Consider the following 26,162-nt stretch of genomic DNA (forward strand, 5'->3'; position numbering starts at 1 on the left):
GCCGGGCACGCCGGGGACCGAGGTCATCGGTCCCCTCGCCCCGTCCGCCACCGCGATGCATATCTCCACCCGACTGCTGTTCTGGGACGCGTGGCCCCCGCCGCGCAACCCGATCATCGTGTCAGTTGACCTCCCCCGCGGCCGCACGCCGAAACGTGCGTGGAAACACCAGTCCGCGGGATTCTCCGAGCCTCTGACACCATGGCTTGTGTGAGCTATCCGTTCGATGCCCCAGTTTCGCAGAATCTCTTCGAGCGCGCGGCGGCCGTCACGCCCGGCGGCGTGAACTCTCCGGTACGCGCCTTCGGCGCCGTGGGCGGTACGCCCCGTTTCATGGTGTCCGGTGCCGGCCCCCGGCTGACCGACGCCGACGGGCGCGAGTACATCGACCTCGTGTGTTCGTGGGGGCCCATGATCCTCGGGCACTCCCACCCCGAGGTCGTCGCCGCCGTGCAGGAGGCCGTCGCACGCGGCACCTCGTTCGGTACGCCCGCGGAGGGCGAGGTCGCGCTCGCCGAGGAGATGGTCGCCCGCGTCGAGCCGCTCGAGCGGGTGCGGCTCGTCTCCAGCGGCACCGAGGCCACCATGTCCGCCATCCGGCTGGCCCGCGGCTTCACCCGGCGGGCCAAGGTGATCAAGTTCGCCGGCTGCTACCACGGGCACGTCGACGCGCTGCTCGCGTCGGCCGGGAGCGGTGTCGCGACCTTCGGGCTGCCGGACACCCCGGGCGTCACCGGCGCCCAGGCCGGCGACACCATCGTGCTGCCGTACAACGACCTCGACGCCGTGCGCGCCGCCTTCGCCGCCCACCCCGGCGAGATCGCCTGCGTCATCACCGAGGCCTCGCCCGGCAACATGGGCGTCGTGCCGCCGCTGCCCGGCTTCAACCAGGGCCTCGCGGACCTGTGCGCCGAGAACGGCGCGCTCTACATCTCCGACGAGGTCATGACCGGCTTCCGGACCAGCCGGGCCGGGTGGTACGGGGTCGACGGCGTGCGCCCCGACCTGATGACCTTCGGCAAGGTGATGGGCGGCGGCTTCCCGGCCGCGGCCTTCGGCGGCCGGGCCGACGTGATGGCCCACCTCGCGCCCGCCGGCCCCGTCTACCAGGCGGGCACGCTCTCCGGGAACCCGGTCGCCACCGCCGCCGGGCTGGCCCAGCTCCGGCTGCTCGACGACGCCGCGTACGCCAAGCTGGGCGCCGTGTCGGAGCAGATCCAGGCGCTGGTCTCCGAGGCGCTCACCAAGGAGGGCGTGGCGCACACCCTCCAGACCGCCTCGAACATGTTCTCCGTCTTCTTCACCGACCGCCCGGTGCGGAACTACGAGGACGCCAAGGCGCAGGACACCTTCCGCTTCAACGCCTTCTTCCACTCGATGCTGTCGCAGGGCGTCTACCTGCCGCCGTCGGCGTTCGAGGTGTGGTTCGTGTCCACCGCCCACGACGAGCAGGCCGTCCAGCGGATCGCCGACGCCCTCCCGGCGGCGGCCCGAGCGGCGGCGGAGGCCACGGCAGCATGAGTGACATCACCGTCGTCCACCTGATGCGGCACGGCGAGGTCGCCAACCCCGACGGCATCCTCTACGGCCGGCTCCCCGGTTACCACCTCTCCGACCTCGGGCGCCGCATGGCCGACCGGGTCGCCGAGCACCTGTCCTCCAGAGACGTCACGCACGTCGTGGCGTCCCCGCTGGAGCGCGCGCAGGAGACGGCGACCCCGATCGCCAAGGCGCACGGTCTGGACCTGGCGACCGACGAGCGGCTGATCGAGGCCGACAACGTCTTCCAGGGCAAGACCTTCGGGGTCGGCGACGGCGCGCTGCGGCGCCCCGGGAACTGGCGGCACCTGACCAACCCGTTCCGCCCGTCCTGGGGCGAGCCGTACGCCGAGCAGGTGATACGGATGCTGGCCGCGCTGGACGCGGCCAAGGACGCGGCGCGGGGGCACGAGGCCGTGCTGGTCAGTCATCAGCTCCCGATCTGGATCGTGCGGTCGCACGTCGAGCGCCGTCGGCTGTGGCACGACCCGCGCCGGCGGCAGTGCACGCTCGCGTCGCTGACGACGTTCACGTACCAGGACGACAAGATCGTGTCCGTGGGGTACAGCGAGCCGGCGCGCGATCTGGTGCCCGCGCATCTGCTGGCGGGGGCGAAGCGGGTGAAGGGGGAAGGCAAGGCTTTCGGCGCCTGAGAGCTCGGTGCCTGGTGTGGTGCGGCGGCTGCGGGTTGTTCGTTCGTGGTCGCTCGCGCAGTTCCCCGCGCCCCGCGCTCCTTGGAGGGGCGCGTGCCCCCCTGTCAGCGTCCATACGGCCACGCCCCCGGCGTACGCGTAGTAACAAAGCGTACACAAGCGGCATCGAAGCGTTTCTCGGTAAAGATCGGGAAATAATCCCCGCACTGGCGGAACTCCGCCCCTCGTGACGCCCTCTCACACGGTGTCTCTCGGCCACGAGGGACGTCGTGCGACCAAGGGGGATGCGATGCGTCACATCAGCCGTAGGGGGATGCTGGGGTTCGGAGCGGGTGCCGTCACCGCGCTGGGGCTCGCCGGCTGCGGCACCGCCGTACGGGACCGGTGGCACCAGCCAGGTGGGAAGGGCGACGTCCAGGGTTCCGAGCCCGCGCCGCCCGAAGTCGGCGCGAAGCCGATCGGGGACGGCTCCACCGCCGACACGGGGCCCCAGCCCCACCAGCCGGAGAAGCCCCGGCCACTGGAGCCCGGCGAGACGCCGCCGCAGTTCGTGGTGTTCTCCTGGGACGGCGCCGGAGACGTCGGCAACGGCCTGTTCCCGCGCTTCCTGAAGGCGGCCCGGGAACACGGCGCCCACATGACGTTCTTCCTGTCCGGGCTGTACCTGCTGCCCGAGTCGAAGAAGCGCGTGTACCGGCCGCCGAACAACGCGCCCGGCGCCTCCGACATCGGCTACCTCACCGACGACCACATCAGGACGACGCTGGAGCACCTGCGCCGGGCCTGGCTCGACGGCCACGAGATAGGCACCCACTTCAACGGCCACTTCTGCGGCGAGGGCCACGGTTCGGTCGCCCACTGGACGCCGGGGCAGTGGCGCAGCGAGATAGACCAGGCCAAGTCGTTCGTGAAGGAGTGGCGCACGAACACGGGCTTCCACGACCTCGACCCGCTGCCCTTCGACTACGACCGCGAACTCGTCGGCGGCCGCACCCCGTGCCTCCTCGGGCAGGAGAACCTGCTGCCGACGGCGCGCGAGCTGGGCTGGCGGTACGACGCCTCCTCACCCGGCGGGCTCCAGGTGTGGCCGGACAGGAAGGAAGGGGTGTGGGACCTTCCGCTGCAGGCCATACCGTTCCCCGGGCGCTCCTTCGAAGTGCTCTCGATGGACTACAACATGCTGGCCAACCAGTCCCTGAACGCCACCAAGGCCCCGCCCGCCAACTATCCGGCCTGGCGCGAGCAGGCCACCGAGGCCTACATCGCCGGCTTCCGGCGGGCGTACGAGACGAACCGCGCGCCCTTCTTCGTCGGCAATCACTTCGAGGAGTGGAACGGCGGCATCTACATGGACGCCGTGGAGGAGGCGCTCCAGCACATCGCCCGGGAGCGGGACAGGGGCGGGGACATACGGATGGTGTCGTTCCGGCAGTTCACGGACTGGCTCGACGTCCAGCGCGAGGACGTACTGGCGGAGCTGCGGTCGCTGGGGGTGGGGGAGCGGCCCGCCGGTGGCTGGAAGCGGTTCCTCGCGGACGCCGGTGACCGGCGGGCCGGGGGCGGGAGCGGGTCCGCGGAAGACGGGGGGAAGACGGCGTAGGGAAAGGTCCCCGTCCCGAGGGGGGTGCGGAAGATCCCCTAAACGGGCATGCGAAACTTTTCACATGAGTGCCGCCAGCAGTGCCCGCGCTCCGCAGCGCGAGAACCGCACCCGTGTGACCCGTACGCGCCGCGGCCGCGCCGCCCTGCTCGCGGCCGGGGCCGCCGTGCTGGCGCTGGCCGTCTCCGCGTGCAGCTCCGGCGGGACCTCGGGGGGTGGCGGCGGCACCGGCTTCGTCACCAGCTCCGAGGGCATCGCCACGGTGAAGAAGGGCGAGCGCACCGCCGCCCCCGACCTCTCCGGGCAGACCCTGGAGGGCGAGCAGCTCGACGTCTTCTCGGAGTACAAGGGCAAGGTCGTCGTCCTCAACGTGTGGGGCTCCTGGTGCGCGCCGTGCCGCGCCGAGGCCCCCAACCTCGTCACCGTCTCCGAGGACCTCGCCGACCAGGGCGTGCAGTTCGTCGGCATCAACACCCGCGACACCAGCACCGGCCCGGCGATCGCCTTCGAGAAGGAGTACGAGGTCACCTTCCCGAGCCTGTACGACCCGACCGGCAAGCTGATGCTGCGCTTCGAGAAGGGCACGCTCAACCCGCAGGCGATCCCCTCCACGCTGGTCATCGACCGCGACGGCAAGGTCGCCGCGCGCTCCCTCCAGGCGCTGAGCGAGTCCAAGCTGCGCAAGATGATCGAGCCGGTCCTCGCGGAGAAGTGACGTGACCGGAGTGTCCACGCTGGCCGCGCTCACGGACCAGAACCAGACGGTGATGAGCGGCGCCCTGCTGCTCGCCCTGCCGATCGCCCTGCTCGGCGGCCTCGTCTCCTTCTTCTCCCCGTGCGTGCTGCCGCTCGTCCCCGGTTACCTGTCGTACGTCACCGGGGTCACCGGCACCGACCTGGCCGAGGCCCGGCGCGGGCGGATGACCCTCGGCGCGTCCCTCTTCGTGCTCGGCTTCACCGCCGTGTTCGTCTCCGGCGGGGCGCTGTTCGGCTACTTCGGCTCGACGCTCCAGGAGCACCAGGCCGTCCTGTCCAAGGTGCTCGGCGTCTTCATGATCCTGCTGGGCGTCTTCTTCATGGGCCTGATGCCCTGGCTCACCCAGCGGGAGTTCCGCTTCCACAGAAAGCCCGCGGCCGGACTGGTCGGCGCGCCCCTGCTCGGCGCGCTGTTCGGGATCGGCTGGACGCCCTGTATCGGTCCGACCCTCGCCTCCGTCCTGGCACTCTCCTCCAGCGAGGCGAGTGCCGGTCGCGGCGCGCTGCTGACCGTCGCGTACTGTCTGGGCCTGGGCGTGCCCTTCGTCCTCACCGCGGTCGCCCTGCGCAAGGCGCTCGGCGCGTTCGGCTGGGTCAAGCGGCACTACGTGTGGGTGCTGCGCATCGGGGGCGTCATGATGATCGCGACCGGCCTGCTCCTGCTGACCGGGGCGTGGGACCGCCTCGTGCAGGAGATGCAGGTCTGGTCGAACGGCTTCACGGTGGGGATCTGATCCATGAGTACCACTGACACCGACAGGACCGGCAAGGAGACCGAGGCGTCCACCGACGACCTCGGCGCCGCCGGTTCCCAGCTCTCCACCGCGCCCCGCGAGGAGATGCCGAACCTGCCCTCGCTGGGCGTCATCGGCTGGGTCCGCTGGTTCTGGCGGCAGCTGACCTCCATGCGGATCGCGCTGCTCCTGCTCTTCCTGCTGTCCCTCGCGGCGATCCCGGGCTCGCTGATCCCGCAGTCGGGACAGGACGAGACCAAGGTCGCCGCCTTCATGGACCGGCACGAGACCCTCGGGCCGATCTACGACAAGCTCGGCTTGTTCCACGTCTACAGCTCGGTGTGGTTCTCGGCGATCTACATCCTGCTGTTCATCTCGCTCATCGGCTGCATCGTGCCGCGCACCTGGCAGTTCGTCGGCCAGCTGCGCAGCCGCCCGCCGGGCGCCCCGAAGCGGCTGACCCGGCTGCCCGCGTACACCACCTGGCGCACCGCGGCCGAGCCGGAGCAGGTGCGCGAGGCCGCGCTGAAGGTGCTCGGCGGGCGCCGCTACCGCGCCCATGTGGCGGATGACGCGGTCGCCGCCGAGAAGGGCTACCTGCGCGAGGCGGGCAACCTCGTCTTCCACCTCTCGCTGATCGTGATGCTGATCGCCTTCGCCTGGGGCCAGCTGTACAAGTCCGAGGGCAACAAGCTGATCGTCGAGGGCGACGGCTTCGCCAACACGATCACCCAGTACGACGACTTCAAGTCCGGCAACCTGTTCTCGGTCGACCACGACCTGGAGCCCTTCAGCTTCGATCTGAAGGACTTCAAGGGCACCTACGAGCCGAGCGGACCGAACCGGGGCACTCCGCGCACGTTCGAGGCGGACGTGACGTACAGCGTCGGCGCCGACGGCAGGGAGCAGCAGCGGACCATCGAGGTCAACGAGCCGCTGAAGATCGGCGACTCCAAGGTCTACCTGGTCAGCCACGGGTACGCGCCCGTCGTCACCGTACGGGACGGCAAGGGCGAGGTCGTCTACAAGGGCGCCGTGCCGCTGCTGCCGCAGGACAGCAACGTGACCTCCTCCGGAGCCATCAAGGTCCTGGACGGCTACCGCAACGCCGACGGCAAGCGCGAGCAGCTCGGCTTCAACGCGTTCTTCGTGCCGACCTTCGCGGGCGAGGGCCAGGGCACCATGCTGTCCCAGTTCCCCGCGCTGCTGAACCCGCGCCTCGCGCTCAGCGCGTACCACGGCGACCTCGGCGTGGACTCGGGCATCGCGCAGAACGTCTACCAGCTCGACACCGACAAGCTGACGGAGTTCAAGGACTCCGACGGCGAGCTGCTCACCGAGCGGCTCGCGCCCGGCCAGACCATGGAGCTCCCGGACGGCGCCGGCTCGATCACCTTCGAGCGGGAGGTCAAGGAGTGGGCCGGCTTCCAGATCACCGAGCAGCCCGGCAGCGGCTGGGCGCTCGCCGGGGCCGTCGCGGCGATCGCGGGCCTCGCCGCCTCCCTGTTCATCCAGCGCCGCCGCGTGTGGGTCCGGGCCGTGCGGGGCGCCGACGGCGTCACGGTCGTCGAGATGGCGGGACTCGGCCGCAGCGAGTCCGCCAAGCTGCCGGAGGAGCTGGGCGACCTCGCGGCACTGGTCCACGACGCGGCACCGTCCGCGCCCGACCCCGTACCCGACCCTTCCGACGCCGACGCCGACCCCACCGATGCCGAAGGGGCTGACAAGCAGTGACCCTCGCCGCCACCGACCCGGCCGCCGCGACCGACCTGGCCGCCGCGACCAACGAGAACCTCGCACAGATCAGCAATGTGCTGATCTACTCCGCGATGGCCGTCCTCACGCTGGCCTTCTTCGCGTACATCGCGGAGTGGCTCCTCGGCAGCCGCAGCAAGGTGGGCCGTACGGCCGCCGCGCTCACCGCCGACGTGAAGAGGGCGGACGCGCCCGCGGTCACCGTCAAACAGGGCGGCTCCACCGCCGTGCTGGAGCGGCCCAAGGTGGTCGTCCGGGCCGCGGCCGGCGCCCGTGACGTGCCGGACGGGCCCGGCGCGCACGGCGGCACGGAGAAGGGCGACCTCTGGGGCCGTATCGCCGTGTCCCTCACCGTGCTGGCCTTCCTCCTCCAGTTCGGCGGTGTGCTCACGCGCGCCCTGTCGGTGCAGCGGGCGCCGTGGGGCAACATGTACGAGTTCAACATCACCTTCTCCACCGTCGCCGTCGGCGTGTACCTGGCGCTGCTGGCGCTGAAGAAGAACGTCCGCTGGCTCGGCCTGCCCCTGGTCACCACGGTCCTGCTCGACCTCGGTCTGGCCGTGACCGTCCTGTACACCGACAGCGACCAGCTGGTCCCCGCGCTCCACTCGTACTGGCTCTACATCCACGTCTCGACCGCGATCTTCTGTGGCGCGGTGTTCTACGTGGGAGGCATGGGCACGGTCCTGTACCTGTTCAAGGACAGCTACGAGAGCAAGCTGCTGAACGGCGGCACCCCCGGCCGGTTCGCGACGTCGGTGATGGAACGGCTGCCCGCCTCGGCCTCCCTCGACAAGTTCGCCTACCGCGTCAACGCCGCCGTCTTCCCGCTGTACACGTTCACGATCATCGCGGGCGCCATCTGGGCGGGCGACGCCTGGGGCCGGTACTGGGGCTGGGACCCCAAGGAGACCTGGTCCTTCATCACCTGGGTCGCCTACGCCGGCTACCTGCACGCCCGCGCCACGGCCGGCTGGAAGGGCCGCAAGGCCGCGTACATCGCGCTCATCGCGCTCGGCTGCTGGCTGTTCAACTACTACGGCGTCAACATCTTCGTCTCGGGCAAGCACTCCTACTCGGGAGTCTGACCCGGCGGCCGCCCGGAGGCCGGTGTCCGTGACCCAGGTCACGGACACCGGCCTTCGCCGTGCCGCCGGTCGGTACGATCGGCCGGCCGCCTCCCGTGTCGGCCCGCGAGCGGTCCGGGCCGTCAGCCGACCGCGATCGCGTCCAGCTTCCCGCGCAGGTACACGTGCGAGTCCACCGGCTCGTACGCCACCCGCCCGACCGGGGCGGGCACGGACTCGACCCGCGTGCCCGGTGTGCACTCCCCGAAGTAGACCAGGGACATCAGCTCCTCGGCGGGCGCGTCGGCCGGCGGGGGCAGGACGCGGTGGCGCCCGGACCGCCAGCGGTCGCCCGTCCACCGGGCCATCAGGTCGCCGAGGTTGACGGTGAGGGCGTCCGGGTCGTACGGGGCGTCCTCCCAGCCGGTACCGCCGTCCGCGGGGTCCGTGAACACCTGGAGCCCGCCCTTGCCGGTCTGCCGGTCCAGGATCGTCACCGTGCCGAAGTCGGTGTGCGGGCCGATGCGGAACTGGCCGGGCTGCGGCTCGCCGGTCAGCTCCCGCCCCGGGTACCAGTTGATGTTGAAGCCGTACGTCGGGTGGCTCATGTGGCGGGTGAAGAAGTCCGGCTCCAGCCCGAGCGCCTCGCCCAGCAGGGACAGCAGGTGGTTCTCCAGCTCCACCATGCGGGCCAGGTACTCCTCGCACGGCTCCCGGAGCTCGGGCACCTCCGCGGGCCAGACGTTCGGCGCGTACCACTCCGCGTTGACGGCGGGGTCGTCGAACGGCTCGTGCGTGGCGAAGGTCAGCGACTCCTTGAGGTCGGGCGGGGTCTCGGTGCCCTCCGCGTAGCCGGCGGCCTCCGCGTCCGGCCCGAGCCAGCCCCGGCCGCCGACCTTCGCCGAGTACGCCTGCTTGACCTCGGTGGGCAGGGCGAAGAAGACGCGGGCGGCGGCGCGGATGCGGGCCCGCAGCCCCGGATCCACGCCGTGGCCGGTCACCAGCAGGAAGCCGGCGGTCTGCAGGGCGTCGTCGACGGTGCGGGCGATCTCGGCGCGGGCATCGGCGTCGCCGGTCAGCCAGGGGACGAGGTCGACGGTCGGGATGCGGGGTCCGCGTGCGCGTGGGGTCACGTCCCCACTGTCCCCGGCGGGGTGTGCCGGAGCAACGGCGCGCGGCGTCACGACGACGGGCGCGTGAGGCCACGCATGCGGCGGGAGTGACTTCATGCGTCGCTCCCCGCGCGGCTCAGGCGGCTCAGTCCCGGGGGTCGTCCTTCTTGTCCTCGTCCTTTTCCTTGTCCCTGTCCTCCGCCTGGTTCCGGTCGTTCCCGGCCTTGGGCCCGTCCCCGTCCCCGTCCTTCTTCCGCTCGTCGCCACCCAGCGACCTGAGGAACTCGGGGTTGTCGTCGGGTGCGACCCAGCCGCCACGGGACCGGCGCGACGGGCCACCGCCGATGCGGCCGGTCGCGCCGGTGCGGTCTCGGCCGACGATCAGCCAGGAGATGGAGCCCACCAGCGGGAACAGCAGGATGAGGATGGCCCACAGAGGCTTGGGGATGTGCTTGACGTCCTTCTCCTCCGTGGTGATGCAGTCGATGAACGCGTAGACGCTCAGTGCCAGCGGCACCAGGATCATCAGCACCCGGAGCATGTGTCGGTCCCCTTGCACGGTCACGGTCGGAGGCCCGGGGCGGGCGGCGGTCCGGCCCCCCGGTGACAGGTCCAGAGTAGTGCGTACCGGATACTGGAACGCATGGCTTATGACGATCTTCGCTCGTTCCTCCGGGCCCTCGATCGGGAAGGCGACCTCAAGCGCGTCAAGGTGGAGGTCGATCCCCACCTGGAGATCGGCGAGATCACCGACCGGGTCAACAAGGCCGGCGGCCCCGCGCTCCTCTTCGAAAACGTGCGCGGGTCGGACATGCCGCTCGCCATGAACGTCTACGGCACCGACCGGCGGCTGCTGAAGGCGCTCGGCCTGAAGTCGTACGAGGACATCGGCGACAAGATCGGCGGGCTGCTCAAGCCGGAGCTGCCGAACGGGTTCGTCGGGGTGCGCGAGGCCTTCGGGAAGCTCGGCTCGATGACCCACGTACCGCCGAAGAAGGTCAAGGCCGACGACGCCCCGGTGCAGGAGGTCGTCCTGCAGGGCGACGACGTGGACCTGGAGCGGCTCCCCGCCCTGTTCACCTGGCCCGAGGACGGCGGCTCCTTCTTCAACCTCGGCCTGACCCACACCAAGGACCCCGAGTCGGGCGTCCGCAACCTCGGCCTCTACCGCCTCCAGCGCCACGACAAGCGCACCATCGGCATGCACTGGCAGATCCACAAGGACAGCCGGAACCACTACCAGGTCGCCGCGCGCCGGGGCGAGCGGCTCCCGGTCGCGATCGCCTTCGGCTGCCCGCCCGCCGTGACGTACGCCTCCACCGCCCCGCTCCCCGGCGACATCGACGAGTACCTCTTCGCCGGCTTCCTCGCGGGCAGGCGGATCGAGATGGTGGACTGCAAGACGGTCCCGCTCCAGGTCCCCGCCAACGCCGAGGTCGTCCTGGAGGGCTGGCTGGAGCCGGGGGACATGCTCCCCGAGGGCCCCTTCGGCGACCACACGGGCTTCTACACCCCGCAGGAGCCCTTCCCGGCCCTCAGGATCGACTGCATCACCATGCGGAAGCGCCCGCTGCTGCAGTCGATCGTGGTCGGCCGGCCCCCGACGGAGGACGGTCCGCTGGGACGGGCGACGGAGCGGTTCTTCCGCCCGCTCCTCAAAATCATCGTCCCGGACATCGTGGACTACCACCTGCCCGAGGCCGGCGGCTTCCACAACTGCGCGATCGTCTCGATCGACAAGAAGTACCCGAAGCACGCCCAGAAGGTGATGCACGCCATCTGGGGCGCCCACATGATGTCGCTGACCAAGCTCATCGTCGTCGTGGACTCCGACTGCGACGTCCACGACCTGCACGAGGTGGCCTGGCGGGCGCTCGGCAACACGGACTACGCCCGTGACCTGACCGTGGTCGAGGGCCCGGTCGACCACCTCGACCATGCCTCCTACCAGCAGTTCTGGGGCGGCAAGGCGGGCATCGACGCCACCCGCAAGTGGCCCGAGGAGGGCTACACGCGTGACGGGGGCTGGCCCGAGATGGTGGTGTCGGACCCGGGGACGGCGTCCCTCGTGGACCGGCGCTGGAAGGAGTACGGCCTGTGACCTCGGCATCCGCCGCCCTGCCCCAGCCGGGGCGCACGAAGGCGTTCCTGCGCCTGGTCATGATCGAGCACTCGGTGTTCGCGCTCCCGTTCGCGTACATCGCGGCACTGACGGCCATGTTCGAGGTGGACGAGAGCGTCCACTGGGTCGAGCTGCTCCTCGTGACCGTCGCGATGGTCGGTCTGCGCACCTTCGCCATGGCCGCCAACCGGATCATCGACCGCGAGATCGACGCGCGGAACCCGCGCACGGCCCACCGCGAACTGGTCACGGGCGCCATGTCGGTACGGCACGCCTGGACGGGCGCGCTCGTCGCCCTCGTCGTCTTCCTCGCCGCGGCCGCGCTGCTGAACCCGCTCTGCCTGGCCCTGGCCCCCGTCGCGGTGATCCCGATGGTGGTCTACCCCTACGGCAAGCGGTTCACGAACTTCCCGCAGGCCATCCTCGGCCTCGCCCAGGCCATGGGCCCGGTCGGCGGCTGGCTCGCCATCACCGGCGAATGGTCCTGGGAGGCGGTGATCCTCGGCCTCGCGGTCGGCGTCTGGATCGGCGGCTTCGACCTGATCTACGCCTGCCAGGACGTGGAGACCGACCGAGAGATAGGCGTGAAGTCGGTCCCGGCGCGCTTCGGCATACCGGCGGCGATCTGGGGCGCCCGCGTCTGCCACACGATCACCACGGCCCTGTTCGTCTGGTTCGCGCTGGCCACCGGCGCGGGCGTGTTCTTCTGGCTGGGCCTGGTCATAGTGGCGGGCGCCTTCGTCTACGAGCACACGATCGTCCGCCCGAACGACCTGTCCCGCCTGAACCGGGCGTTCTTCAGCGTCAACGGCTTCATCGGCATCGCGCTGTTCGTTTGTGCACTGCTGGATCTGCTGGTGCGGGGGCTTACTCCGTAGGTCTTCCTAGTTGTTGTTCTCCGGGGCGTCCGTGTGTGCATCGGGCGCCCCGATGACGTAGGTGCCCTTCGCGGGCAGGGTCGCGACGAGTCCTCGTTTGCGAAGTTCGACGATGGCGCGGCGCACGGTTCCGAGGCCCACGCCGTGCAACTGCGTCATGGCTCGCTCACCCGGCAGCGCAGCTCCTTGCGGCAGTTTTCCGGACGCGATGTCGTCGGCGATGGCATCCGCAAGCTTCACGTACTCGTAGCGCGGCAGCTCACTCATGTTTCCAAGGTGACGCACATGCACGCGCTCGGCACGGGCGGGGCGCAGACTACCGCGTACGTACGCGGTCGTTGTAGTGGGTCGCGGTGGTACGCAGTTGTCGGTATGGTCGCTTACGACAAAGCCCCGGCGAGGCGGTCCAGGCCTCCCGGGGCACGGCCAACGCTTCGAAGGAGCGTCGACGTGCGCAACCTTATCCGCCGAACCGCCCACAGGCTGAGCCTCGTGCTCGCCCCGGGAGCCGGGAGGCACCGCGCGGGCGCCCGGCAGCCGCACCCCCTGCCCTCCGCCCCCGCACAGCATTCACCCCTCCCCGCCCACCGCTCCCCCCACGGCCTCGACCACCCCCTCGACGGCACCGAAAGCCGACTCGTCCGCCCCTACCTCGCCGCCCACGAACAGGAGTGCGCCCGGCAGCGGCGCCGCCGTGTCGCCCTCGTGCTCGCCGCCGACTTCGGGATCGACCTCGACCGTCATCTGGTCGGTATGGGCGAGGCGGCCGCGTAATGGACGCCACGCTCCGCCTCCTGCCCTGGAGCTCCCCCGAGGGCAAACCCTGCTACCTCTCCACCGACCGTGACGGCGGGTACCTCTCCCGTCTCGCCGACGCGACAGAGGCCCGGCAGCTGACAGCAGGTGTGGAAGCCCTCGGGCGCGCCCGCCAGGTGCTGGACGACCCCATGTCCCCGTACGCCGAATTGCAGTACACGGCGATCCGGCTCAGCGAATGCCTCGCCGACGTCCTGCGCGTCGCAGACTCCCGCGGGCTGCGCCTTCCTGCTCCGCCGGGCGCGGAGAGCTGATCGCCCGACCGCGACTGCGTGTGGTGGGTGAGCCTCAGATGCTGGTGCGGCCTGCTTCCGGCGTGGGGCTCGACAGGTGCGCGTTCTCCTGATGGTGGGCGGTGAGCTTCACGCTGCTGAGGCGCCAGCCGTCCGCCGTCCGGATCGCTTCGTTGTCGTAGAAGCCGACGACCAGCCAGCGATCGGCACCCCTGTCCGCCAGGCCGTCCGGGACCCAGTGCTCGGCGCGAACGTGCGCGTGGATCGTCGCGCGGTCGGTGTCGATGTCGATGACGTGGCCGGTGATGGAGTGGTGGGTGGCCTTGAAAGACGCGAAGGCTCCGCGGAGCACCGGCAGGTACTCGGCGAGCGGTACAGTCATCGGTGGCAGGCCGATGACTGACGCGAAGTCCAGCGTCACGGGGTCCGCGTAGACCTGGTGGGGGAGTGCGGTGAACTCCCGCAGGTCCGCGATGTCGGCGTACAGGCCCATCAGTTCGATCAGCTCGGCCCGGTCGGTGGATGTGGTCATGGGAGATCCTTCGCGGCGGATTGTCGGTGTCGGGTCTGCGTGCATACGTGCGTTCATTTACGGGACCTGTGGCTTACCGCGAGAATCCTGTCCATCAGCCGGTCGGGCAGATGGCGGGCGAGCGGAATGACGAACGCGGCGTCCTTGCCGAGCGTGTATCGGGTGCGCGGGCGGGCCGTGGTGGTCACTTCGGCGATTTTCTCTCCGGCCTTCTCGGCCGTTACGGCGCGTTCGAGGAACGCCGTGTTCGTGGCCACTGTCGTTTCGATGAGATCGCTGTAGAGGCGCTGGTGCTCGGTGCTCATTCCGGCGGCCAGTTCGAGCGAGATGCCTCCGCTGTGGGCGGCCATGTCCGTCTTGACGCCGCCGGGCTGGACGACCACCACCTGGATGCCCTGCCGGGTGACCTCTCTGCGCAGTGAGTCGCTGGCTGCTTCGAGTGCGGACTTCGTTCCCGCGTACGCACCGAAGAGGGGAAGCGCGGCTTCCCCTCCCACCGAACTGATGTTGACGATCCTGCCTCGGCTCTGTCGCAGGGACGGCAGGAGCCTCTGGATGACGGCGATGTGCCCGAACAGGTTGGTCTCGAACTGCTCGCGCCACAGGGGCAGGGGAAGGACCTCGACGGGTGCGTTGATCTCGATGCCGGCGTTGTTGACCAGAGCACGCAGCGGTCGTCGCTCGCGGTCGTCGGTGATCCGCTGAGCGAGGGCTTCGACGTGCTCGGGCACGGTGATGTCGAGGGTGACCGGGTCGATGTTCTCGGTCCGGATGGCATCGGCCTCGCTGTCGGTGCGTACTCCGGCCAGGACGTGATATCCCATCGAGGCGAGCTTGAGGGCCGTCGCGGCCCCGATGCCTGTCGAGGCCCCGGAGACGACGATGAGCTCGTTCTTCTGCGCGGGGGGCACAGTCGGCGGTCCTTTCAGGAGACGTTCGCGGCGTGGAAGGGGAAGGTGACGCCGGTCAGGTCTTCCGAGACCGTCCACAATCGGCGTGCCGTGCGGGTATCGCGTGCCCTGGCCGCGCGTCCGACCAGTTTCGGTGCGCCGCGCATGCCCCAGAGTCGTCCCGGCCCCGCGTAACTGCCGCCGGGTATGTCCGCGGTGGCGGCGTACAGGGTGGGAAGGGCCCCGTCCTCCGCGCTCTGCGCGACGAGGCCCGTGAGGAACTTCTCGACGCGGAATCCCAGGGACGGCTTCTCTTCCGCCCTCATCAGGCTGGTGGCCGAGATTCCTGGATGCGCGGCTGTCGAAACGACGTCTGATCCTGCGGCGGTGAGTCGCCGCTGGAGTTCGGCGGCGAAAAGCAGATTGGCGAGCTTGGACTGCGTGTAGGCGGTGTTGGGCCGGTAGGGCTTGCGTTCCCATTGCAGGTCGGAGAAGTCGATGGTGCCGATGCGGTGTCCGAGGGAGGCCACGGTGACGACCCGCTCCCTGATGCGCGGCAGGAGCAGGTTCGTGAGTGCGAAATGGCCCAGGTGATTGGTGCCGAACTGCAGTTCGAAACCATCGGCGGTCCGGGCCAGTGGTCCGAGGGACAGGCCGGCGTTGTTGATCAGTAGGTCGATGGGGCCGGGGAAGTCGTGGGCGAAGGCGCGGATCGAGGAGAGGTCGGCGAGGTCGAGCGCTCGGACCTCGACCTCGCCCTTCATCGTCGCGGCGGCGGCCTCGCCCTTGGCCGGGTCGCGTACGGCCAGGACGACCCGCGCGCCCCGCTCGGCGAACACACGGGCGGTGACGCGGCCGATTCCGCTGTTCGCGCCGGTGACGACGACGGTTCGGTTCGCCATGTGCGGGATGCCCGCGGCGGGAGAACGAAGCATGGGTGAAGAGTAGTCACTGACAACATTGTAGTCAACGTAAACATTGGCGTGAGTAGGCTGGGACCCATGCCTGAACTCGCTGAGCAGCGGCCCTACCACCACGGGGACCTCCGCAGTGAACTCCTCCGTGCCGCCGAGCGCAGACTGCAGACACACGGGGCCGATCAACTGTCACTGCGAGACCTGGCGCGAGAGGTCGGCGTCAGTCACGCCGCGCCGCGACGGCACTTCGCGGACCGTCGCGCGCTGCTCAGCGCTCTCGCGGAGTCGGGGTTCCTCCGCCTGGGCGCGGCACTGCGCGCCGCCGTGGCAGAGGCCGGCGATGGCAGCGATCTCGCCGCACGCCTGCGCGCCGCCGTGACGGCCTATGCCCGCTTCGCGACGGAGAACGCCGCACTGAACGACCTGATGAACTCGAGCAAGCACCACCCGGGCGCGCCCTCGGTCACGGAGGCCGCCGCAGCCGCGTTCGGCCAGATCATCGAACTGATGGAGGAGGGGCAGGCCCAGGGAATGCTGGCGGAGGGGGACTGCGAGGACGTGGGACTCATCCTCTACGCCACCGCCCTGGGCATCACGGCCATGGTCAACAGCGGGTTGGTCGGCCCGGAGCGGCTTGACGGGCTCGTCCAGGACGCGGTGTCACAGTTCCTGCGCGGAGCCGCCCCCGTGCGCCACGGCGAAGACCACGCGGCTGCCGACACCTCTGACTGATCGTTTCAGTGTCACTGTTCACCAGGTGTCCTCGGTGCCGAGCCGGGCCGTCGCGGCGCATGTGACACAGTCTCCGCATGGTGTGGAACGGCGAGGACTACCAGGCCCGGTTCGACCGCATCGCCGCCGAGGGCGGGGACGTGCACGGTGAGGCCGCGCTGGTGCGCTCCTTCCGGCCCGCCACCGTCCTCGACGCGGGGTGCGGGACCGGCCGGGTCGCGATCGAGCTGGCCCGGCACGGGATCGCCGTGGTGGGGGTGGACGTCGACGGGTCGATGCTCGACACCGCCCGGCGCCTGGCCCCCGGCATCCCCTGGCACCGTCGCGACCTGGTCGGCCTCGATCTGGGAATGTCGTTCGACGTCGTGGTGATGGCGGGCAACGTCCCCCTGTTCACCCCGCCGGGCACGGAACCGGACCTCGTGGCGGGAGTGGCGAAGCACGTCCGGCCGGGAGGCCGGCTCGTGGCGGGCTTCTCCCTGGACCGTGGATACGCGCTGGACGACTACGACGCGCAGTGCGGTGCGGCGGGGCTCGTCCCCGAGGCCAGGTTCGCGACCTGGTCCCGGGAGTCCTACGCGGGCGGTGAGTACGCCGTGTCCGTACACCGCAGGCCCTGAGGGCCTACGAGACTCGCGCTACCGCTCCCACCTCCAGCGCGGCGTGGACAGCGCCGTCCGGGCCCACGGTGATGCCGTGCGGTTCGGACGACGGGGTCGGCAGGTCGTACTCGGTGACGTCGCCGTTCACGGTGATGCGACCGATGCGGTTGGCTCCCCACTCGGTGAACCAGCAGTTCCCGGGCCCGGTCGCGACGACGGCGTGGGGCTTGGCCGTGCGGTCGGGGAGCGGGAACTCCTCGACCGCGCCGTCCACCGAGATCCTGCCGACCTGCCCCGCCGCGATCTCGACGAACCACAGGGCGGTGCCGTCGCTGGTGATGCCCACGGGGGCGGCGCCGGGGGTGGGCAGCGGGTACAGGGCGGTGTCACCGTCGACGGTCATGCGGCCGATCGCGTTCGCCTGGTTGAGGGTGAACCACAGGGCGCCGTCGGGGCCCGTGACGATCGCCGAGGGGAAGGCGCCCGTGACGGGCAGCTCGAACTCGGTGATCTCCCCCTCGCCGGTGACGCGGCCGATCCGGTCGGTGTTCATCTCGGTGAACCACACCGCACCGTCCGGACCGGCGGTGATGCCGTAGGGGCCGCTGCCGGGCGTCGGGACGTCGAAGGCCGCCGCCTCGCCCGCCGTGGTGATCCGGCCGATCCGGTGGTCCTGGTACCGGGTGAACCACAGGGCCCCGTCCGGCCCGGGGGTGATGACCGTGGGCCCGCACGTGGGCGCGTCCAGCGGGTACTCCGTGACCTCGCCGTCCAGGGTGAGGCGTGCGATACGGCCACTGTGCACCAGGGTGATCCACAGGGCGCCGTCGGGGCCGGTCGCGATGCCGTACGGTCCGGCGCCGTCGTCCGCCACGGCGATCTCCGTGACGACCGGCACCTCGGAATGCTGCACGGCGACTCCTTGGGTGGGAGGGGGCGGTCACCGCACCCTGCCGCGAAGGAGCAGCGAGGACAACTGCTTTTCGTCAGTCGGCGGTCTCGTCCTTCTCGCGCGCGTCGGCCGGCAGTTGCTCCACGACGAACGAACCCTTGCCCCTCACGGTGGCGATGAGTCCTCGCTCGCGGAGCTCCTGGGCGGTACGCCGTGCGGTGAGCCGGGCTACCCCGTACTCGTCGGCCAGGTGGTTCTCCGAGGGAATTGGCCTGTCCGGTGAGAGCTGGCCGGTCTTGATCTTCGCGGCGATTATGTCGGCGAGCTGAACGTAGAGCGGTCGCGCGCTCATTGGGTCCAAGGCTGCCTTGTTGCCCGCTGTGTCGCTCATGCGTCCGACATAGGTGTACAGAGAGTGACACGGTCGAGTGATTCCCTCTGCACTTGTATGTACTGGGCTACAGCCCGGCGTGCGTTCGGCGTCGACAAAGCCCCGGCGGCCTGGCAGGGCCCCGGGGCACGGCCAACGCTTACCAGGAGCGTCGACATGCGCCACCTTGTCCACCGTGCCGCCCGCCGGCTGAGCCTTACGCTCGCCCCGGGAACCGGGAAACACCACGCGGGCGCCCAGCCCCCCTGGCAGCCGCACCCCACACCCTCCGCCGCACCGGACTCACCCCTCCCCGCCCACCGCTCTCCCCACGGCCTCGACCACCCCCTCGACGGCGCCGCATCCCGGCTCGTCCGCCCCTACCTCGCCGCCCACGAGCAGGAGTGCGCCCGGCAGCGGCGGCGCCGTCTCGCGCTCGTGCCGGCCGCCGACTTCGGGATCGACCTCGACCGGCATCTGGTCGGTACGGGCGAGGTGGCCGCGTGATGGACGCCTCGCTCCGCCTCCTGCCCTGGACCTCCCCGGAGGGCAACCCCTGCTACCTCTCCACCGACCGTGACGGCGGGTACCTCCCCCGTTTCGCCGACGCGGCGGAAGCCCGGCAGCTCGCAGCAGGCGCGGACGTCCTCGGGCGCGCCCTGCCGGTGCTCGCCGACCCCATGTCCCCGTACGCCGAAGTGCAGTACACGGCGATCCGGCTCGGCGAGTGCCTCGCCGACGCCCTGCGCGTCGCCGAGTCCCGCGGTCTGCGTCTCCCCGTACGGACGACGTGGACCGCTGACCAGGGCCGTTCCGCACCGCGCGTCAATCCCGTGAGGCATTGACCCGTTCGGGTGTGCCGTCGGACGGGGCGCTCCGTGCGTCGCGGCCGGACAGCGGGCGGCCCCCGTGCGCCCGAAGGCCCCCCACCGGTCCTGAGCCCGTCACACCGCGCCGGTAGTCTCAAGTACGTGAACGCAGGGAAATCGCAGCGGCGGCCTTGGATCGTGGGGGTTTCAGGGGCGTCCGGTACGCCGTATGCCGCTGCGGTGCTGCGTGGGCTGCTCGAGGCGGGCGAGAGCGTCGATCTGGTCGTCAGCCGGGCCTCGCGGCTCACGCTGCTCGACGAGACGGGAATCTCGTTCCGGGACGCGCACTGGCGTGACGATCTACGCGCATGGCTCGGGCGTGGGGCCGACGGGAAGCCGGGGGTTTTCGGGGACCTGCGCCTCGACGACGTACGGCACTGGAGCGCCGGTGACCTCGCCGCCGGGCCGTCCTCCGGGTCGTACCCCGCCAAGGGCATGCTGATCGTGCCCGCCTCCACCGCCTGTGTCGCCGGCGTCGCGCTCGGGCTCAGCAAGGACCTGCTGCAGCGCACCGCGAGCGTCACCCTCAAGGAGCGGCGGCCGCTCGTCGTCGCCGTACGGGAGACACCGCTGAACGGGCAGACGCTCAAGCAGCTCGTCGCCCTGGACGAGGCCGGGGCCGTCGTGCTTCCCGCCTCGCCCGCCTTCTACGCGGGCGCCACCCACATCCAGGACCTGGTGGACTTCGTCGCCGGGCGCGTGCTGGACGCGGCGGGCGTCGGGCACGGGCTGTACCGGCGGTGGCGCGGTGAGCTCGGCGGGGGTTCCCGTACGGACTCCCGTACGGACTGAACCGGCACCTCAAGAACGATCCAGAACCAACGATCAAGAACTTCAGAACTTCCAGCGGAAGGCAACCGATCGCAATGGACGCGGTGGACAGGCAGCTCATCCAGGCCCTCAGGGAGAACGGCCGCGCCTCCTACGCGGAGCTGGGCCGCCTCGTCGGCCTCTCCGGCCCCAGCGTGACCGACCGCATCAACCGGCTGGAGGCGGCCGGGGTCATCACCGGTTACCGCGCCACCGTCGACGCCGCCTCGCTCGGCCTCGGCGTGACCGCGCTGATCGGCATCTCGCTCTCCGACGCGGTCGACCACCAGGACGTGGCGGAGCGGCTCAAGGAGCTCAACGAGATCGAGGACTGCTGGTTCATCGCCGGCGACGACTCGTACATGCTCAAGGTGCGGGTGTCGGACGTGGACGGGCTGGAGCGGACCATCCGGCGGCTGTCCGGGACGAAGGGCGTCTCGCGGACCCGTACCACCGTCGTGCTCTCCACGAAGTGGGAGAACCGGGTGGGGGAGCTGCCGGAGGAGGGGCAGTAGGTCCGGCAGGCGGGGACCGCGCGGGCGGGGGAGTACGGTGGGGAAGTCTGTTCGAAGAGAGGTGTGGGCATGGACGTCGGGCTCAAGCGCGAGCTGGAGGAGAAGGTCAGGGCCGGTGAGCGGCTGACCCGTGAGGACGGCATCGCGCTGTACGAGTCGGACGACCTGGCCTGGCTCGGCGGACTCGCCCACGAGGTGCGGACCCGCAAGAACGGCGATGTCGTTCATTTCAATGTCAACCGGCATCTGAACATGACCAACGTGTGCACGGCCTCGTGCGCCTACTGCTCGTTCCAGCGCAAGCCGGGCGAGAAGGACGCGTACACGATGCGCATCGAGGAGGCCGTCCGCCTCGCCAAGGCGATGGAGGGCGAGAACCTCACCGAGCTGCACATCGTCAACGGGCTGCACCCGAACCTGCCGTGGCGGTACTACCCGCGCTCCCTGCGCGAGCTGAAGGCCGCCCTGCCGGACGTCTCGCTGAAGGCGTTCACCGCGACCGAGATCCACCACTTCGAGACGATCTCCGGGATGTCGGCCTCCGAGATCCTCGACGAGCTCATCGACGCGGGGCTCGAGTCCCTCACCGGCGGCGGTGCCGAGATCTTCGACTGGGAGGTCCGGCAGCACATCGTGGACCACCGCACCCACTGGGAGGACTGGTCGCGGATCCACCGGCTGGCGCACGAGAAGGGGCTCAAGACCCCGTGCACCATGCTCTACGGCCACATCGAGGAGCCGCGCCACCGCGTGGACCACGTGCTGCGGCTGCGTGAGCTGCAGGACGAGACGAACGGCTTCCAGGTCTTCATTCCGCTGCGCTACCAGCACGACTTCGTGGACATGAAGGACGGGAAGGTCCGCAACCGCCTCCAGGCGCGGACGCAGATGGCGACCGGGGCCGAGGCGCTGAAGACCTTCGCCGTGTCGCGGCTGCTGTTCGACAACGTGCCGCACGTGAAGGTGTTCTGGGTCATGCACGGCGTGCAGACCGCCCAGCTCGCGCTCCAGCACGGCGCCGACGACATGGACGGCTCGGTCGTCGAGTACAAGATCACGCACGACGCGGACAACTACGGCACGCCGAACAAGCTGACCCGCGAGGACCTGCTGGAGCTGATCCGGGACGCCGGCTTCCGGCCGGTGGAGCGGAACACCCGGTACGAGGTCATCCGCGAGTACGACGGCCCGGACCCGGCCCGCCGGGAGTCGCCGCAGCCGATGCGGGTCTGACGGTCCCGCCTGCCGGTCTCGCCTGTTGGGACCGTATTTGTTGAGGACCGTACGTAATGCGTACGGTCCTCATATGGCCCTTACGTTCCAGGTGGACCCACCCGTCACACCCGCCCTCCGCGACGGCATCCTCCGGCTGTGGACCGACGTGTCCAACGCCGGGGGCTCCGTGGGCTTCGTGCCCCCGGTCACGCCGGAGGTGATCCGGCCCGAGCTCGTGAAGCACTTCGTGGCGATGGCCGAGGGGCGGACCCGGCTGCTCGCCGGGTTCGACGCGGACGGGAACGTGGCCGCCACCGCCTTCTTCACCTTCAACACGCACCGGCTGATGACCCACTGGGTGTGGCTCTACACCGTGATGGTGCACCCCGGCCACCAGGGCAAGGGCTACGGGCGGGACCTGCTCGCCGCGGCCGCGGACGCCGCGCGGGGCTTCGGCGGCATCGAGGCGATCCGGCTCACCTGCCGGGGCGGCGGGGGACTGGAGCGGTTCTACGAGTCCTGCGGGTACAAGGAGGTCGGCCGGGTGCCCGGCGCGATACGGGTCGCGCCCGGGGACGACCGGGACGACGTCCACCTGCTGCTGCCCCTTGGCTGAACGAAGCGGCTCAACGAAGCGGCTGAACGAAGCGCCTGAGCGGAGCGGCTGAACGGAGCGGCTGAACGGGGTACGGCCCCCCTGCAAGATCGAGGTGCCGCCGTGGTTCACTGGGTGGTGCCCCTTTCGCAAGGTCTTGGTCGGGAACGGAAGAGTGGGTTGAGATGCTCCGCTACACACTGATGCGCCTCGGTATCTTCGTGGGCTGCTTCGTGGTCGTCTGGGGCCTCGTCTACACCGGTGTCGCTCCCCGCGGGCTCGGTGCCTCCAACGGCGCCTGGATGATCCTGCTGGCCCTGGTGCTCTCCGCGCCGATCAGCTTCGTGGTGCTGCGCAAGGAGCGGGACCGCGCCTCCGAGCAGATCGTCCGGCGCGTCGACAAGGCGAAGGCCGACCTGGAGGCCAACCGCAACCAGGAGGACGGGGCCGACGACACGGCCCGGGCGCGCGAGCAGGCGGCGCAGCCGCAGCCGCAGGGCAAGGCCGCGCAGGGGCAGGCGTCGTAACGGCGCCTACCTCTCCAGCGGCCGCACCTCGCCGACGACATGCGGCCGCTTGCCGTCGCCGAGCAGGGCGAACCGGGTGTCCTCCGCCGCGTACGTCACCGTGGCCGGCAGCAGCACCGGTGCCCTGAACTCCGCCCGGACGGCGACCGCTTCCGGTGTGCCGTGCTCGGCCAGGCAGCGTGCCAGCGCCCACATGCCGTGCGCGACGGCCCGGGGGAAGCCGAACGGGCGGGCCGTGAGCGGGAACAGGTGGATGGGGTTGCGGTCGCCGGACACCGAGCCGTAGCGCCGGCCGATGTCGCCGGACAGCCGCCAGCGGGTCAGCGCGGGCGGGAGGTCGCGGGCCGTCAGGAGGCGGGCGGTCTGCGCGGGGGCGTCGTCGGGGGTCCGGTGCCGGGCCAGATACGTGCTGCGTGACGTCCAGACGGGCCGAGCGGCCGGATCGTCGTCCGGCCCGTCCGGTCCGTCCGATCCGTCTGGCCGTACTTCGGTCGTCACCGTCGCCTCCGTGCCGCGCCGGTGCGGCGTCAACGCCTCCATTTCCACGCGGAGTTCGTACGTCGCGGACGGCGGCAGGGCGCGGCGCCGTTCGATCTCGACGGACGTGTGGACCAGGCCGAGCAGGGGGAGCGGGAAGGCCGGGCGGCTCATCAGGGCCATGGCCGACGGGAAGCCGAGGACGTGCGGGAAGGCGACGGGCAGCGTGCCGTCTCCGGGCGGCACGGCGCACACCCGCTCGTAGGCGGCGAGGCGCGCCGCGTCGACGCGGACGCCGGGCAGGACCAGCCGGGTGCGGGGGAAGTGCGCGCCGGGGCGGGGCCGTTTGAACGGGGAGAACAGGGCCCCGCGGGCGAGCAGCGGAGCGAGCGCGGGCGGGGTGGTGCGCACGGTGGACCGGGCGGGCCCGGCGGGGACGGTCATCGGTCACGCTCCCAGTGCGGTCGGGCAGTTGACCGCGCGTCAGGTTACCGGAGGTAAGGCGCGTCGCGGACCGCCGGGCGCCGATCCCGTTTCGAGGTGCCGGACCGGGGTAGACGGGACGCGGCGCATGGTCCGGCCGCGGGAGGGCTCACGGACTGCGACCGGCGTGAGGGACGTGCGGAGCCCTGGCACGCGTTGAGGGGCGCGCGGGCTCCGCACGGCCGTACGCGGTGGTGCGCGGCCGTGTGTGACGGTGCGTGGCGAAGCGCGCCGGGGGAGGGTGCCGATCCCGCACATCTCCGCCTCCGGAGCCCCGTCGAACCGGCACAGCCCCCTCACGACGAAGCCGTACGATCCGGTTCCTGACCGGTGGTGCATCACACCCGCCCGCTCCGGCCGCCCCTGACCCCGGCGTCCGTCCACCGGATCCCGCCGGCGTACCGCCGCCTCGCCCCGCGCACCCCGAGGCCCGTACGCCCGTACGTCATGCGGCGGAGCAGCGCGTGCCGCCGTCACAGGAGTCGCTCGTGTCCCTCATGCATTCGTCGTCCGCGTACCCGTCCTCCTCCGTGCCTCCGTCGTATCCCTCCTCCGCCTCGTCGGTCCCTGCCACCGCTTCCGGCTCCGGACCCGTCCTCGTGGAGCCCGAACTCCAGCGTCTGGACGGTGTGGTGCGGGAGGCGTACGTGCCGCCGCTCGTCGCGCCGGTGACGCACGGGTCCCTCGCCGACGTGCCCTTCGCCAACGCGGTGCGGGAGCCCGACAAGGCCGTCCTCAGCCGCCGGACCGGCGACGGGGACTGGACGGACGTGACGGCCGCCGAGTTCGCCGCCCAGGTCCTGGCGGTCGCCAAGGGGCTGCTCGCGCAGGGTCTGGCACCGGGCGACCGGATCGCCGTCATGTCCCGGACGACGTACGAGTGGACGCTCCTGGACTTCGCCGCGTGGGCGGCCGGCCTGGTGACCGTGCCCGTCTACCCGACCTCCTCCGTCTTCCAGACCCGCTGGATCCTCCAGGACACCGGCGCCGTCGCCGTCGTCACCGAGACCGCCGCGCAGGCCGCCGCCCTCGGCCCGGAACGCGCGCTCCTGCCCGACCTGCGGCACCTGTGGACCGTCGAGCAGGGCCACGTGGAGGCCCTCGCCGAGGCCGGCACCCGCATACCCGACGAGGAAGTGGCCGTACGGCGCGGGATGCTGGGGCCCGACTCGCTCGCCACCGTCATCCACACCTCCGGCACCACCGGCCGCCCCCGGGGCTGCGCCCTCACCCACGGCAACTTCCTCGCCGAGGTCGACAACGCCGTCGCACTGCTCCACCCGGTCTTCACGGCCCGTACGAAGGAGGAGGCGTCGGTCCTCCTCTTCCTGCCCATGTCCCACGTCTTCGGCCGGATGGTGGCCGTCGCCTGCGTCCGCGCGCGGGTGCGGCTGGGCCACGCGCCGAGCCTGGCGTCCGAGGACCTCATGGCGGACCTGGCGAGCTTCCGGCCGACGGCCCTGCTGGCCATCCCGTACATGCTGGAGAAGGTGTACAACGTGGCCCGCGCCCGGGCCGAACTCGCCCGCCGGGCGGCGGCGTTCGACCGCGCGACCGGTGTGGCCCGGCGCTACGGCGAGGCCCTGGAGGCGCGCAGGCGCGGCACCGGCGACGGGCCGGCCGCCACCCTGAAGGCGGCCCGGACCTTCTACGACCCGCTCGTCTACCGCCGCATCCGCACCGCCCTGGGCGGCAGGCTCCGCCACGTCGTCTGCGGCGGCTCCCCGTTGGGCCGCCGCCTCGCCGCCTTCTACGCCGGGGTCGGCATCGACGTCCACGAGGGCTACGGCCTCACCGAGTGCACCGCCGCCGCCACGGTCATGCCCCCGCTCAGGCCGCGCCTGGGGACGGTCGGCTGGCCCCTGCCGGGCACCCGCATCCGCATCGCGGACGACGGGGAGATCCTGGTCTCGGGCCCGCAGGTGCTGCGCGGCTACTGGGACCCGCAGGCCGGTGCCCTGGCGCCGGCGACCCGCGGCGGCTGGCTGGCGACCGGGGACATCGGGCAGCTGGACGACGAGGGCTACCTCAGCATCACCGGCCGCAAGAAGGACATGCTGATCACGGCGGGCGGCAAGAGCGTGGCCCCGGCGCCCCTGGAGAACTGGCTGCGCGCCCACCCGCTGATCTCCCAGTGCATGGTCGTCGGCGACGGCCGCCCGTACGTCGCCTGCCTGCTCACCCTCGATCCCGAGGGCGTCAACCACTGGCGGCGGATGAACGGCAGGCACGCGGTGCCGCTGGAGTTCCTCTCCGACGACGCGGAGCTGCTGGCCGTGCTCCAGCGTGCGATCGACGAGGCGAACAAACTGGTGTCCCGCCCGGAGTCGATCCGCAGGTTCACCGTCCTGACCACCGATTTCACGGAGTCCGCGGGTCATCTGACCCCGTCCGTGAAGCTCCGCCGCGCGGCCGTCGAGCGGGACTTCGCGGACGAGATCGACAAGCTCTACTCGCGGTAGGCGCCCGGC

30 protein-coding genes are annotated in these 26,162 nt (G+C 71.0%); 21 read left to right on the top strand and 9 right to left on the bottom strand.

From position 1 onward, the window contains the following. The first annotated feature begins 201 nt into the window (after positions 1 to 201). From hemL to ccsB, 7 genes are all read left to right on the top strand, one after another. Positions 202 to 1,521: a glutamate-1-semialdehyde 2,1-aminomutase gene (gene hemL, locus IEZ04_RS17260; RefSeq protein ID WP_189217777.1), complete on the top strand. Its 1,320-nt coding sequence runs from the start codon at positions 202 to 204 to the stop codon at positions 1,519 to 1,521. Further along, entirely contained in the window at positions 1,518 to 2,192 is a 675-nt protein-coding gene (locus IEZ04_RS17265; protein ID WP_189217778.1) for a histidine phosphatase family protein, read from the top strand. The genes hemL and IEZ04_RS17265 overlap by 4 nt, the downstream gene beginning before the upstream one ends. 289 nt (positions 2,193 to 2,481) lie before the next feature. After that, positions 2,482 to 3,792 (top strand): polysaccharide deacetylase family protein, encoded by a 1,311-nt coding sequence (locus IEZ04_RS17270; RefSeq protein WP_189217779.1) that lies wholly within the window; start codon positions 2,482 to 2,484, stop codon positions 3,790 to 3,792. A 64-nt stretch (positions 3,793 to 3,856) separates the two neighbouring features. After that, a complete protein-coding gene (locus IEZ04_RS17275) occupies positions 3,857 to 4,507 on the top strand; it encodes a TlpA family protein disulfide reductase (RefSeq protein ID WP_189217780.1) in 651 nt (216 codons plus the stop codon). Position 4,508: 1 nt separating this feature from the next. Continuing rightward, the gene (locus tag IEZ04_RS17280) at positions 4,509 to 5,282 is read left to right on the top strand and encodes a cytochrome c biogenesis CcdA family protein (RefSeq protein WP_373296325.1); all 774 of its coding nucleotides are present in this window, start codon (positions 4,509 to 4,511) and stop codon (positions 5,280 to 5,282) included. 3 nt (positions 5,283 to 5,285) lie between these two features. Continuing rightward, positions 5,286 to 7,016, top strand: coding sequence for a cytochrome c biogenesis protein ResB (gene resB / locus IEZ04_RS17285; RefSeq protein ID WP_189217781.1), 1,731 nt, complete (start codon positions 5,286 to 5,288; stop codon positions 7,014 to 7,016). Further along, positions 7,013 to 8,125 carry a c-type cytochrome biogenesis protein CcsB gene (ccsB, locus tag IEZ04_RS17290; RefSeq protein WP_189217782.1) on the top strand — a complete coding sequence of 371 codons (1,113 nt, stop codon included), beginning with the start codon at positions 7,013 to 7,015 and terminating at the stop codon, positions 8,123 to 8,125. The genes resB and ccsB overlap by 4 nt, the downstream gene beginning before the upstream one ends. Positions 8,126 to 8,247: 122 nt before the next feature. Here ccsB and IEZ04_RS17295 read toward each other — a convergent pair whose 3' ends face one another. Further along, positions 8,248 to 9,237: an isopenicillin N synthase family dioxygenase gene (locus tag IEZ04_RS17295; protein WP_229821094.1), complete on the bottom strand. Its 990-nt coding sequence runs from the start codon at positions 9,235 to 9,237 to the stop codon at positions 8,248 to 8,250. Between the two features lie 124 nt (positions 9,238 to 9,361). Continuing rightward, positions 9,362 to 9,757 (bottom strand): PLD nuclease N-terminal domain-containing protein, encoded by a 396-nt coding sequence (locus IEZ04_RS17300; RefSeq protein ID WP_189217784.1) that lies wholly within the window; start codon positions 9,755 to 9,757, stop codon positions 9,362 to 9,364. Positions 9,758 to 9,859: 102 nt separating this feature from the next. Between IEZ04_RS17300 and IEZ04_RS17305 the strand changes: the two genes are divergently transcribed. Together IEZ04_RS17305 and mqnP are read left to right on the top strand one after the other, a co-directional pair. Next, on the top strand, positions 9,860 to 11,317 hold the full coding sequence (locus IEZ04_RS17305; protein ID WP_189217785.1) for a menaquinone biosynthesis decarboxylase: 1,458 nt from the start codon (positions 9,860 to 9,862) through the stop codon (positions 11,315 to 11,317). Next, positions 11,314 to 12,216, top strand: a complete 903-nt coding sequence (mqnP, locus tag IEZ04_RS17310; RefSeq protein ID WP_189217786.1) for a menaquinone biosynthesis prenyltransferase MqnP — start codon at positions 11,314 to 11,316, stop codon at positions 12,214 to 12,216. The genes IEZ04_RS17305 and mqnP overlap by 4 nt, the downstream gene beginning before the upstream one ends. Positions 12,217 to 12,222: 6 nt before the next feature. Here mqnP and IEZ04_RS17315 read toward each other — a convergent pair whose 3' ends face one another. Continuing rightward, the gene (locus IEZ04_RS17315) at positions 12,223 to 12,483 is read right to left on the bottom strand and encodes a winged helix-turn-helix domain-containing protein (RefSeq protein ID WP_189217787.1); all 261 of its coding nucleotides are present in this window, start codon (positions 12,481 to 12,483) and stop codon (positions 12,223 to 12,225) included. A 183-nt stretch (positions 12,484 to 12,666) separates the two neighbouring features. Here IEZ04_RS17315 and IEZ04_RS17320 point away from each other — a divergent pair, with 183 nt between their 5' ends. After that, positions 12,667 to 12,990, top strand: a complete 324-nt coding sequence (locus IEZ04_RS17320) for a hypothetical protein (protein WP_189217788.1) — start codon at positions 12,667 to 12,669, stop codon at positions 12,988 to 12,990. Next, positions 12,990 to 13,286, top strand: coding sequence for a hypothetical protein (locus IEZ04_RS17325; protein WP_189217789.1), 297 nt, complete (start codon positions 12,990 to 12,992; stop codon positions 13,284 to 13,286). Before IEZ04_RS17320 ends, IEZ04_RS17325 begins: the two co-directional genes overlap by 1 nt. Before the next feature lie 34 nt (positions 13,287 to 13,320). On the opposite strand, the gene IEZ04_RS17330 is transcribed toward IEZ04_RS17325, so the two are convergent. The 3 genes from IEZ04_RS17330 to IEZ04_RS17340 are packed head-to-tail and all read right to left on the bottom strand — an operon-like array spanning position 13,321 to position 15,622. Further along, the gene (locus IEZ04_RS17330) at positions 13,321 to 13,797 is read right to left on the bottom strand and encodes a nuclear transport factor 2 family protein (protein WP_189217790.1); all 477 of its coding nucleotides are present in this window, start codon (positions 13,795 to 13,797) and stop codon (positions 13,321 to 13,323) included. Between the two features lie 53 nt (positions 13,798 to 13,850). After that, positions 13,851 to 14,708, bottom strand: coding sequence for an SDR family NAD(P)-dependent oxidoreductase (locus IEZ04_RS17335; protein WP_229821095.1), 858 nt, complete (start codon positions 14,706 to 14,708; stop codon positions 13,851 to 13,853). 14 nt (positions 14,709 to 14,722) lie between these two features. Next, positions 14,723 to 15,622, bottom strand: a complete 900-nt coding sequence (locus IEZ04_RS17340; protein WP_189217791.1) for an oxidoreductase — start codon at positions 15,620 to 15,622, stop codon at positions 14,723 to 14,725. Between the two features lie 66 nt (positions 15,623 to 15,688). Between IEZ04_RS17340 and IEZ04_RS17345 the strand changes: the two genes are divergently transcribed. Together IEZ04_RS17345 and IEZ04_RS17350 are read left to right on the top strand one after the other, a co-directional pair. Beyond that, on the top strand, positions 15,689 to 16,336 hold the full coding sequence (locus IEZ04_RS17345) for a TetR/AcrR family transcriptional regulator (protein WP_189217792.1): 648 nt from the start codon (positions 15,689 to 15,691) through the stop codon (positions 16,334 to 16,336). A gap of 77 nt (positions 16,337 to 16,413) precedes the next feature. Continuing rightward, complete coding sequence (locus tag IEZ04_RS17350; protein WP_189217793.1) at positions 16,414 to 16,956, top strand: class I SAM-dependent DNA methyltransferase; 543 nt, start codon at positions 16,414 to 16,416, stop codon at positions 16,954 to 16,956. A gap of 4 nt (positions 16,957 to 16,960) precedes the next feature. Here IEZ04_RS17350 and IEZ04_RS17355 read toward each other — a convergent pair whose 3' ends face one another. Beyond that, positions 16,961 to 17,851 (bottom strand): Vgb family protein, encoded by an 891-nt coding sequence (locus IEZ04_RS17355; RefSeq protein WP_189217794.1) that lies wholly within the window; start codon positions 17,849 to 17,851, stop codon positions 16,961 to 16,963. 73 nt (positions 17,852 to 17,924) lie between these two features. After that, positions 17,925 to 18,182 (bottom strand): GntR family transcriptional regulator, encoded by a 258-nt coding sequence (locus IEZ04_RS17360; protein ID WP_189217795.1) that lies wholly within the window; start codon positions 18,180 to 18,182, stop codon positions 17,925 to 17,927. Between the two features lie 195 nt (positions 18,183 to 18,377). Between IEZ04_RS17360 and IEZ04_RS17365 the strand changes: the two genes are divergently transcribed. The 7 genes from IEZ04_RS17365 to IEZ04_RS17395 all read left to right on the top strand — a co-directional run bounded on the left by IEZ04_RS17365 (position 18,378) and on the right by IEZ04_RS17395 (position 22,731). After that, positions 18,378 to 18,707, top strand: a complete 330-nt coding sequence (locus IEZ04_RS17365) for a hypothetical protein (RefSeq protein ID WP_189217796.1) — start codon at positions 18,378 to 18,380, stop codon at positions 18,705 to 18,707. Further along, complete coding sequence (locus IEZ04_RS17370; RefSeq protein WP_189217797.1) at positions 18,707 to 19,045, top strand: hypothetical protein; 339 nt, start codon at positions 18,707 to 18,709, stop codon at positions 19,043 to 19,045. The genes IEZ04_RS17365 and IEZ04_RS17370 overlap by 1 nt, the downstream gene beginning before the upstream one ends. Positions 19,046 to 19,171: 126 nt before the next feature. Continuing rightward, entirely contained in the window at positions 19,172 to 19,861 is a 690-nt protein-coding gene (locus IEZ04_RS17375) for a UbiX family flavin prenyltransferase (RefSeq protein ID WP_189217798.1), read from the top strand. A gap of 74 nt (positions 19,862 to 19,935) precedes the next feature. Further along, positions 19,936 to 20,394, top strand: coding sequence for an Lrp/AsnC family transcriptional regulator (locus IEZ04_RS17380; RefSeq protein WP_189217799.1), 459 nt, complete (start codon positions 19,936 to 19,938; stop codon positions 20,392 to 20,394). A 69-nt stretch (positions 20,395 to 20,463) separates the two neighbouring features. Next, the gene (gene mqnE, locus IEZ04_RS17385; protein WP_189217800.1) at positions 20,464 to 21,627 is read left to right on the top strand and encodes an aminofutalosine synthase MqnE; all 1,164 of its coding nucleotides are present in this window, start codon (positions 20,464 to 20,466) and stop codon (positions 21,625 to 21,627) included. Positions 21,628 to 21,700: 73 nt separating this feature from the next. After that, positions 21,701 to 22,225 (top strand): GNAT family N-acetyltransferase, encoded by a 525-nt coding sequence (locus IEZ04_RS17390; protein WP_189217801.1) that lies wholly within the window; start codon positions 21,701 to 21,703, stop codon positions 22,223 to 22,225. A 164-nt stretch (positions 22,226 to 22,389) separates the two neighbouring features. Beyond that, positions 22,390 to 22,731 (top strand): DUF4229 domain-containing protein, encoded by a 342-nt coding sequence (locus IEZ04_RS17395; protein WP_189217802.1) that lies wholly within the window; start codon positions 22,390 to 22,392, stop codon positions 22,729 to 22,731. Positions 22,732 to 22,737: 6 nt separating this feature from the next. Here the strand turns inward: IEZ04_RS17395 and IEZ04_RS17400 are convergent, their stop codons facing one another. After that, a complete protein-coding gene (locus IEZ04_RS17400; protein ID WP_189217803.1) occupies positions 22,738 to 23,652 on the bottom strand; it encodes a MaoC/PaaZ C-terminal domain-containing protein in 915 nt (304 codons plus the stop codon). Between the two features lie 536 nt (positions 23,653 to 24,188). On the opposite strand from IEZ04_RS17400, the gene IEZ04_RS17405 reads away from it, so the two are divergent. Next, on the top strand, positions 24,189 to 26,153 hold the full coding sequence (locus IEZ04_RS17405) for an AMP-dependent synthetase/ligase (protein WP_189217989.1): 1,965 nt from the start codon (positions 24,189 to 24,191) through the stop codon (positions 26,151 to 26,153). The last annotated feature ends 9 nt before the right edge of the window (positions 26,154 to 26,162 follow it).

Origin of the sequence: Streptomyces ruber (assembly GCF_014648075.1) — a bacterium.
GTDB lineage: Bacteria > Actinomycetota > Actinomycetes > Streptomycetales > Streptomycetaceae > Streptomyces > Streptomyces ruber.

Excerpts from the sequence above, each read along its gene's own strand:
- hemL (WP_189217777.1), top strand. The coding sequence starts at position 202 with ATGGCTTGTGTGAGCTATCCGTTCGATGCCCCAGTTTCGCAGAATCTC.
- IEZ04_RS17265 (WP_189217778.1), top strand. The coding sequence starts at position 1,518 with ATGAGTGACATCACCGTCGTCCACCTGATGCGGCACGGCGAGGTCGCC.
- IEZ04_RS17270 (WP_189217779.1), top strand. The coding sequence starts at position 2,482 with ATGCGTCACATCAGCCGTAGGGGGATGCTGGGGTTCGGAGCGGGTGCC.
- IEZ04_RS17275 (WP_189217780.1), top strand. The coding sequence starts at position 3,857 with ATGAGTGCCGCCAGCAGTGCCCGCGCTCCGCAGCGCGAGAACCGCACC.
- resB (WP_189217781.1), top strand. The coding sequence starts at position 5,286 with ATGAGTACCACTGACACCGACAGGACCGGCAAGGAGACCGAGGCGTCC.
- IEZ04_RS17300 (WP_189217784.1), bottom strand. The coding sequence starts at position 9,757 with ATGCTCCGGGTGCTGATGATCCTGGTGCCGCTGGCACTGAGCGTCTAC.
- IEZ04_RS17305 (WP_189217785.1), top strand. The coding sequence starts at position 9,860 with ATGGCTTATGACGATCTTCGCTCGTTCCTCCGGGCCCTCGATCGGGAA.
- IEZ04_RS17315 (WP_189217787.1), bottom strand. The coding sequence starts at position 12,483 with ATGAGTGAGCTGCCGCGCTACGAGTACGTGAAGCTTGCGGATGCCATC.
- IEZ04_RS17325 (WP_189217789.1), top strand. The coding sequence starts at position 12,990 with ATGGACGCCACGCTCCGCCTCCTGCCCTGGAGCTCCCCCGAGGGCAAA.
- IEZ04_RS17330 (WP_189217790.1), bottom strand. The coding sequence starts at position 13,797 with ATGACCACATCCACCGACCGGGCCGAGCTGATCGAACTGATGGGCCTG.
- IEZ04_RS17340 (WP_189217791.1), bottom strand. The coding sequence starts at position 15,622 with ATGCTTCGTTCTCCCGCCGCGGGCATCCCGCACATGGCGAACCGAACC.
- IEZ04_RS17345 (WP_189217792.1), top strand. The coding sequence starts at position 15,689 with ATGCCTGAACTCGCTGAGCAGCGGCCCTACCACCACGGGGACCTCCGC.
- IEZ04_RS17350 (WP_189217793.1), top strand. The coding sequence starts at position 16,414 with ATGGTGTGGAACGGCGAGGACTACCAGGCCCGGTTCGACCGCATCGCC.
- IEZ04_RS17360 (WP_189217795.1), bottom strand. The coding sequence starts at position 18,182 with ATGAGCGCGCGACCGCTCTACGTTCAGCTCGCCGACATAATCGCCGCG.
- IEZ04_RS17365 (WP_189217796.1), top strand. The coding sequence starts at position 18,378 with ATGCGCCACCTTGTCCACCGTGCCGCCCGCCGGCTGAGCCTTACGCTC.
- IEZ04_RS17370 (WP_189217797.1), top strand. The coding sequence starts at position 18,707 with ATGGACGCCTCGCTCCGCCTCCTGCCCTGGACCTCCCCGGAGGGCAAC.
- IEZ04_RS17380 (WP_189217799.1), top strand. The coding sequence starts at position 19,936 with ATGGACGCGGTGGACAGGCAGCTCATCCAGGCCCTCAGGGAGAACGGC.
- mqnE (WP_189217800.1), top strand. The coding sequence starts at position 20,464 with ATGGACGTCGGGCTCAAGCGCGAGCTGGAGGAGAAGGTCAGGGCCGGT.
- IEZ04_RS17390 (WP_189217801.1), top strand. The coding sequence starts at position 21,701 with ATGGCCCTTACGTTCCAGGTGGACCCACCCGTCACACCCGCCCTCCGC.
- IEZ04_RS17395 (WP_189217802.1), top strand. The coding sequence starts at position 22,390 with ATGCTCCGCTACACACTGATGCGCCTCGGTATCTTCGTGGGCTGCTTC.
- IEZ04_RS17400 (WP_189217803.1), bottom strand. The coding sequence starts at position 23,652 with ATGACCGTCCCCGCCGGGCCCGCCCGGTCCACCGTGCGCACCACCCCG.
- IEZ04_RS17405 (WP_189217989.1), top strand. The coding sequence starts at position 24,189 with ATGCATTCGTCGTCCGCGTACCCGTCCTCCTCCGTGCCTCCGTCGTAT.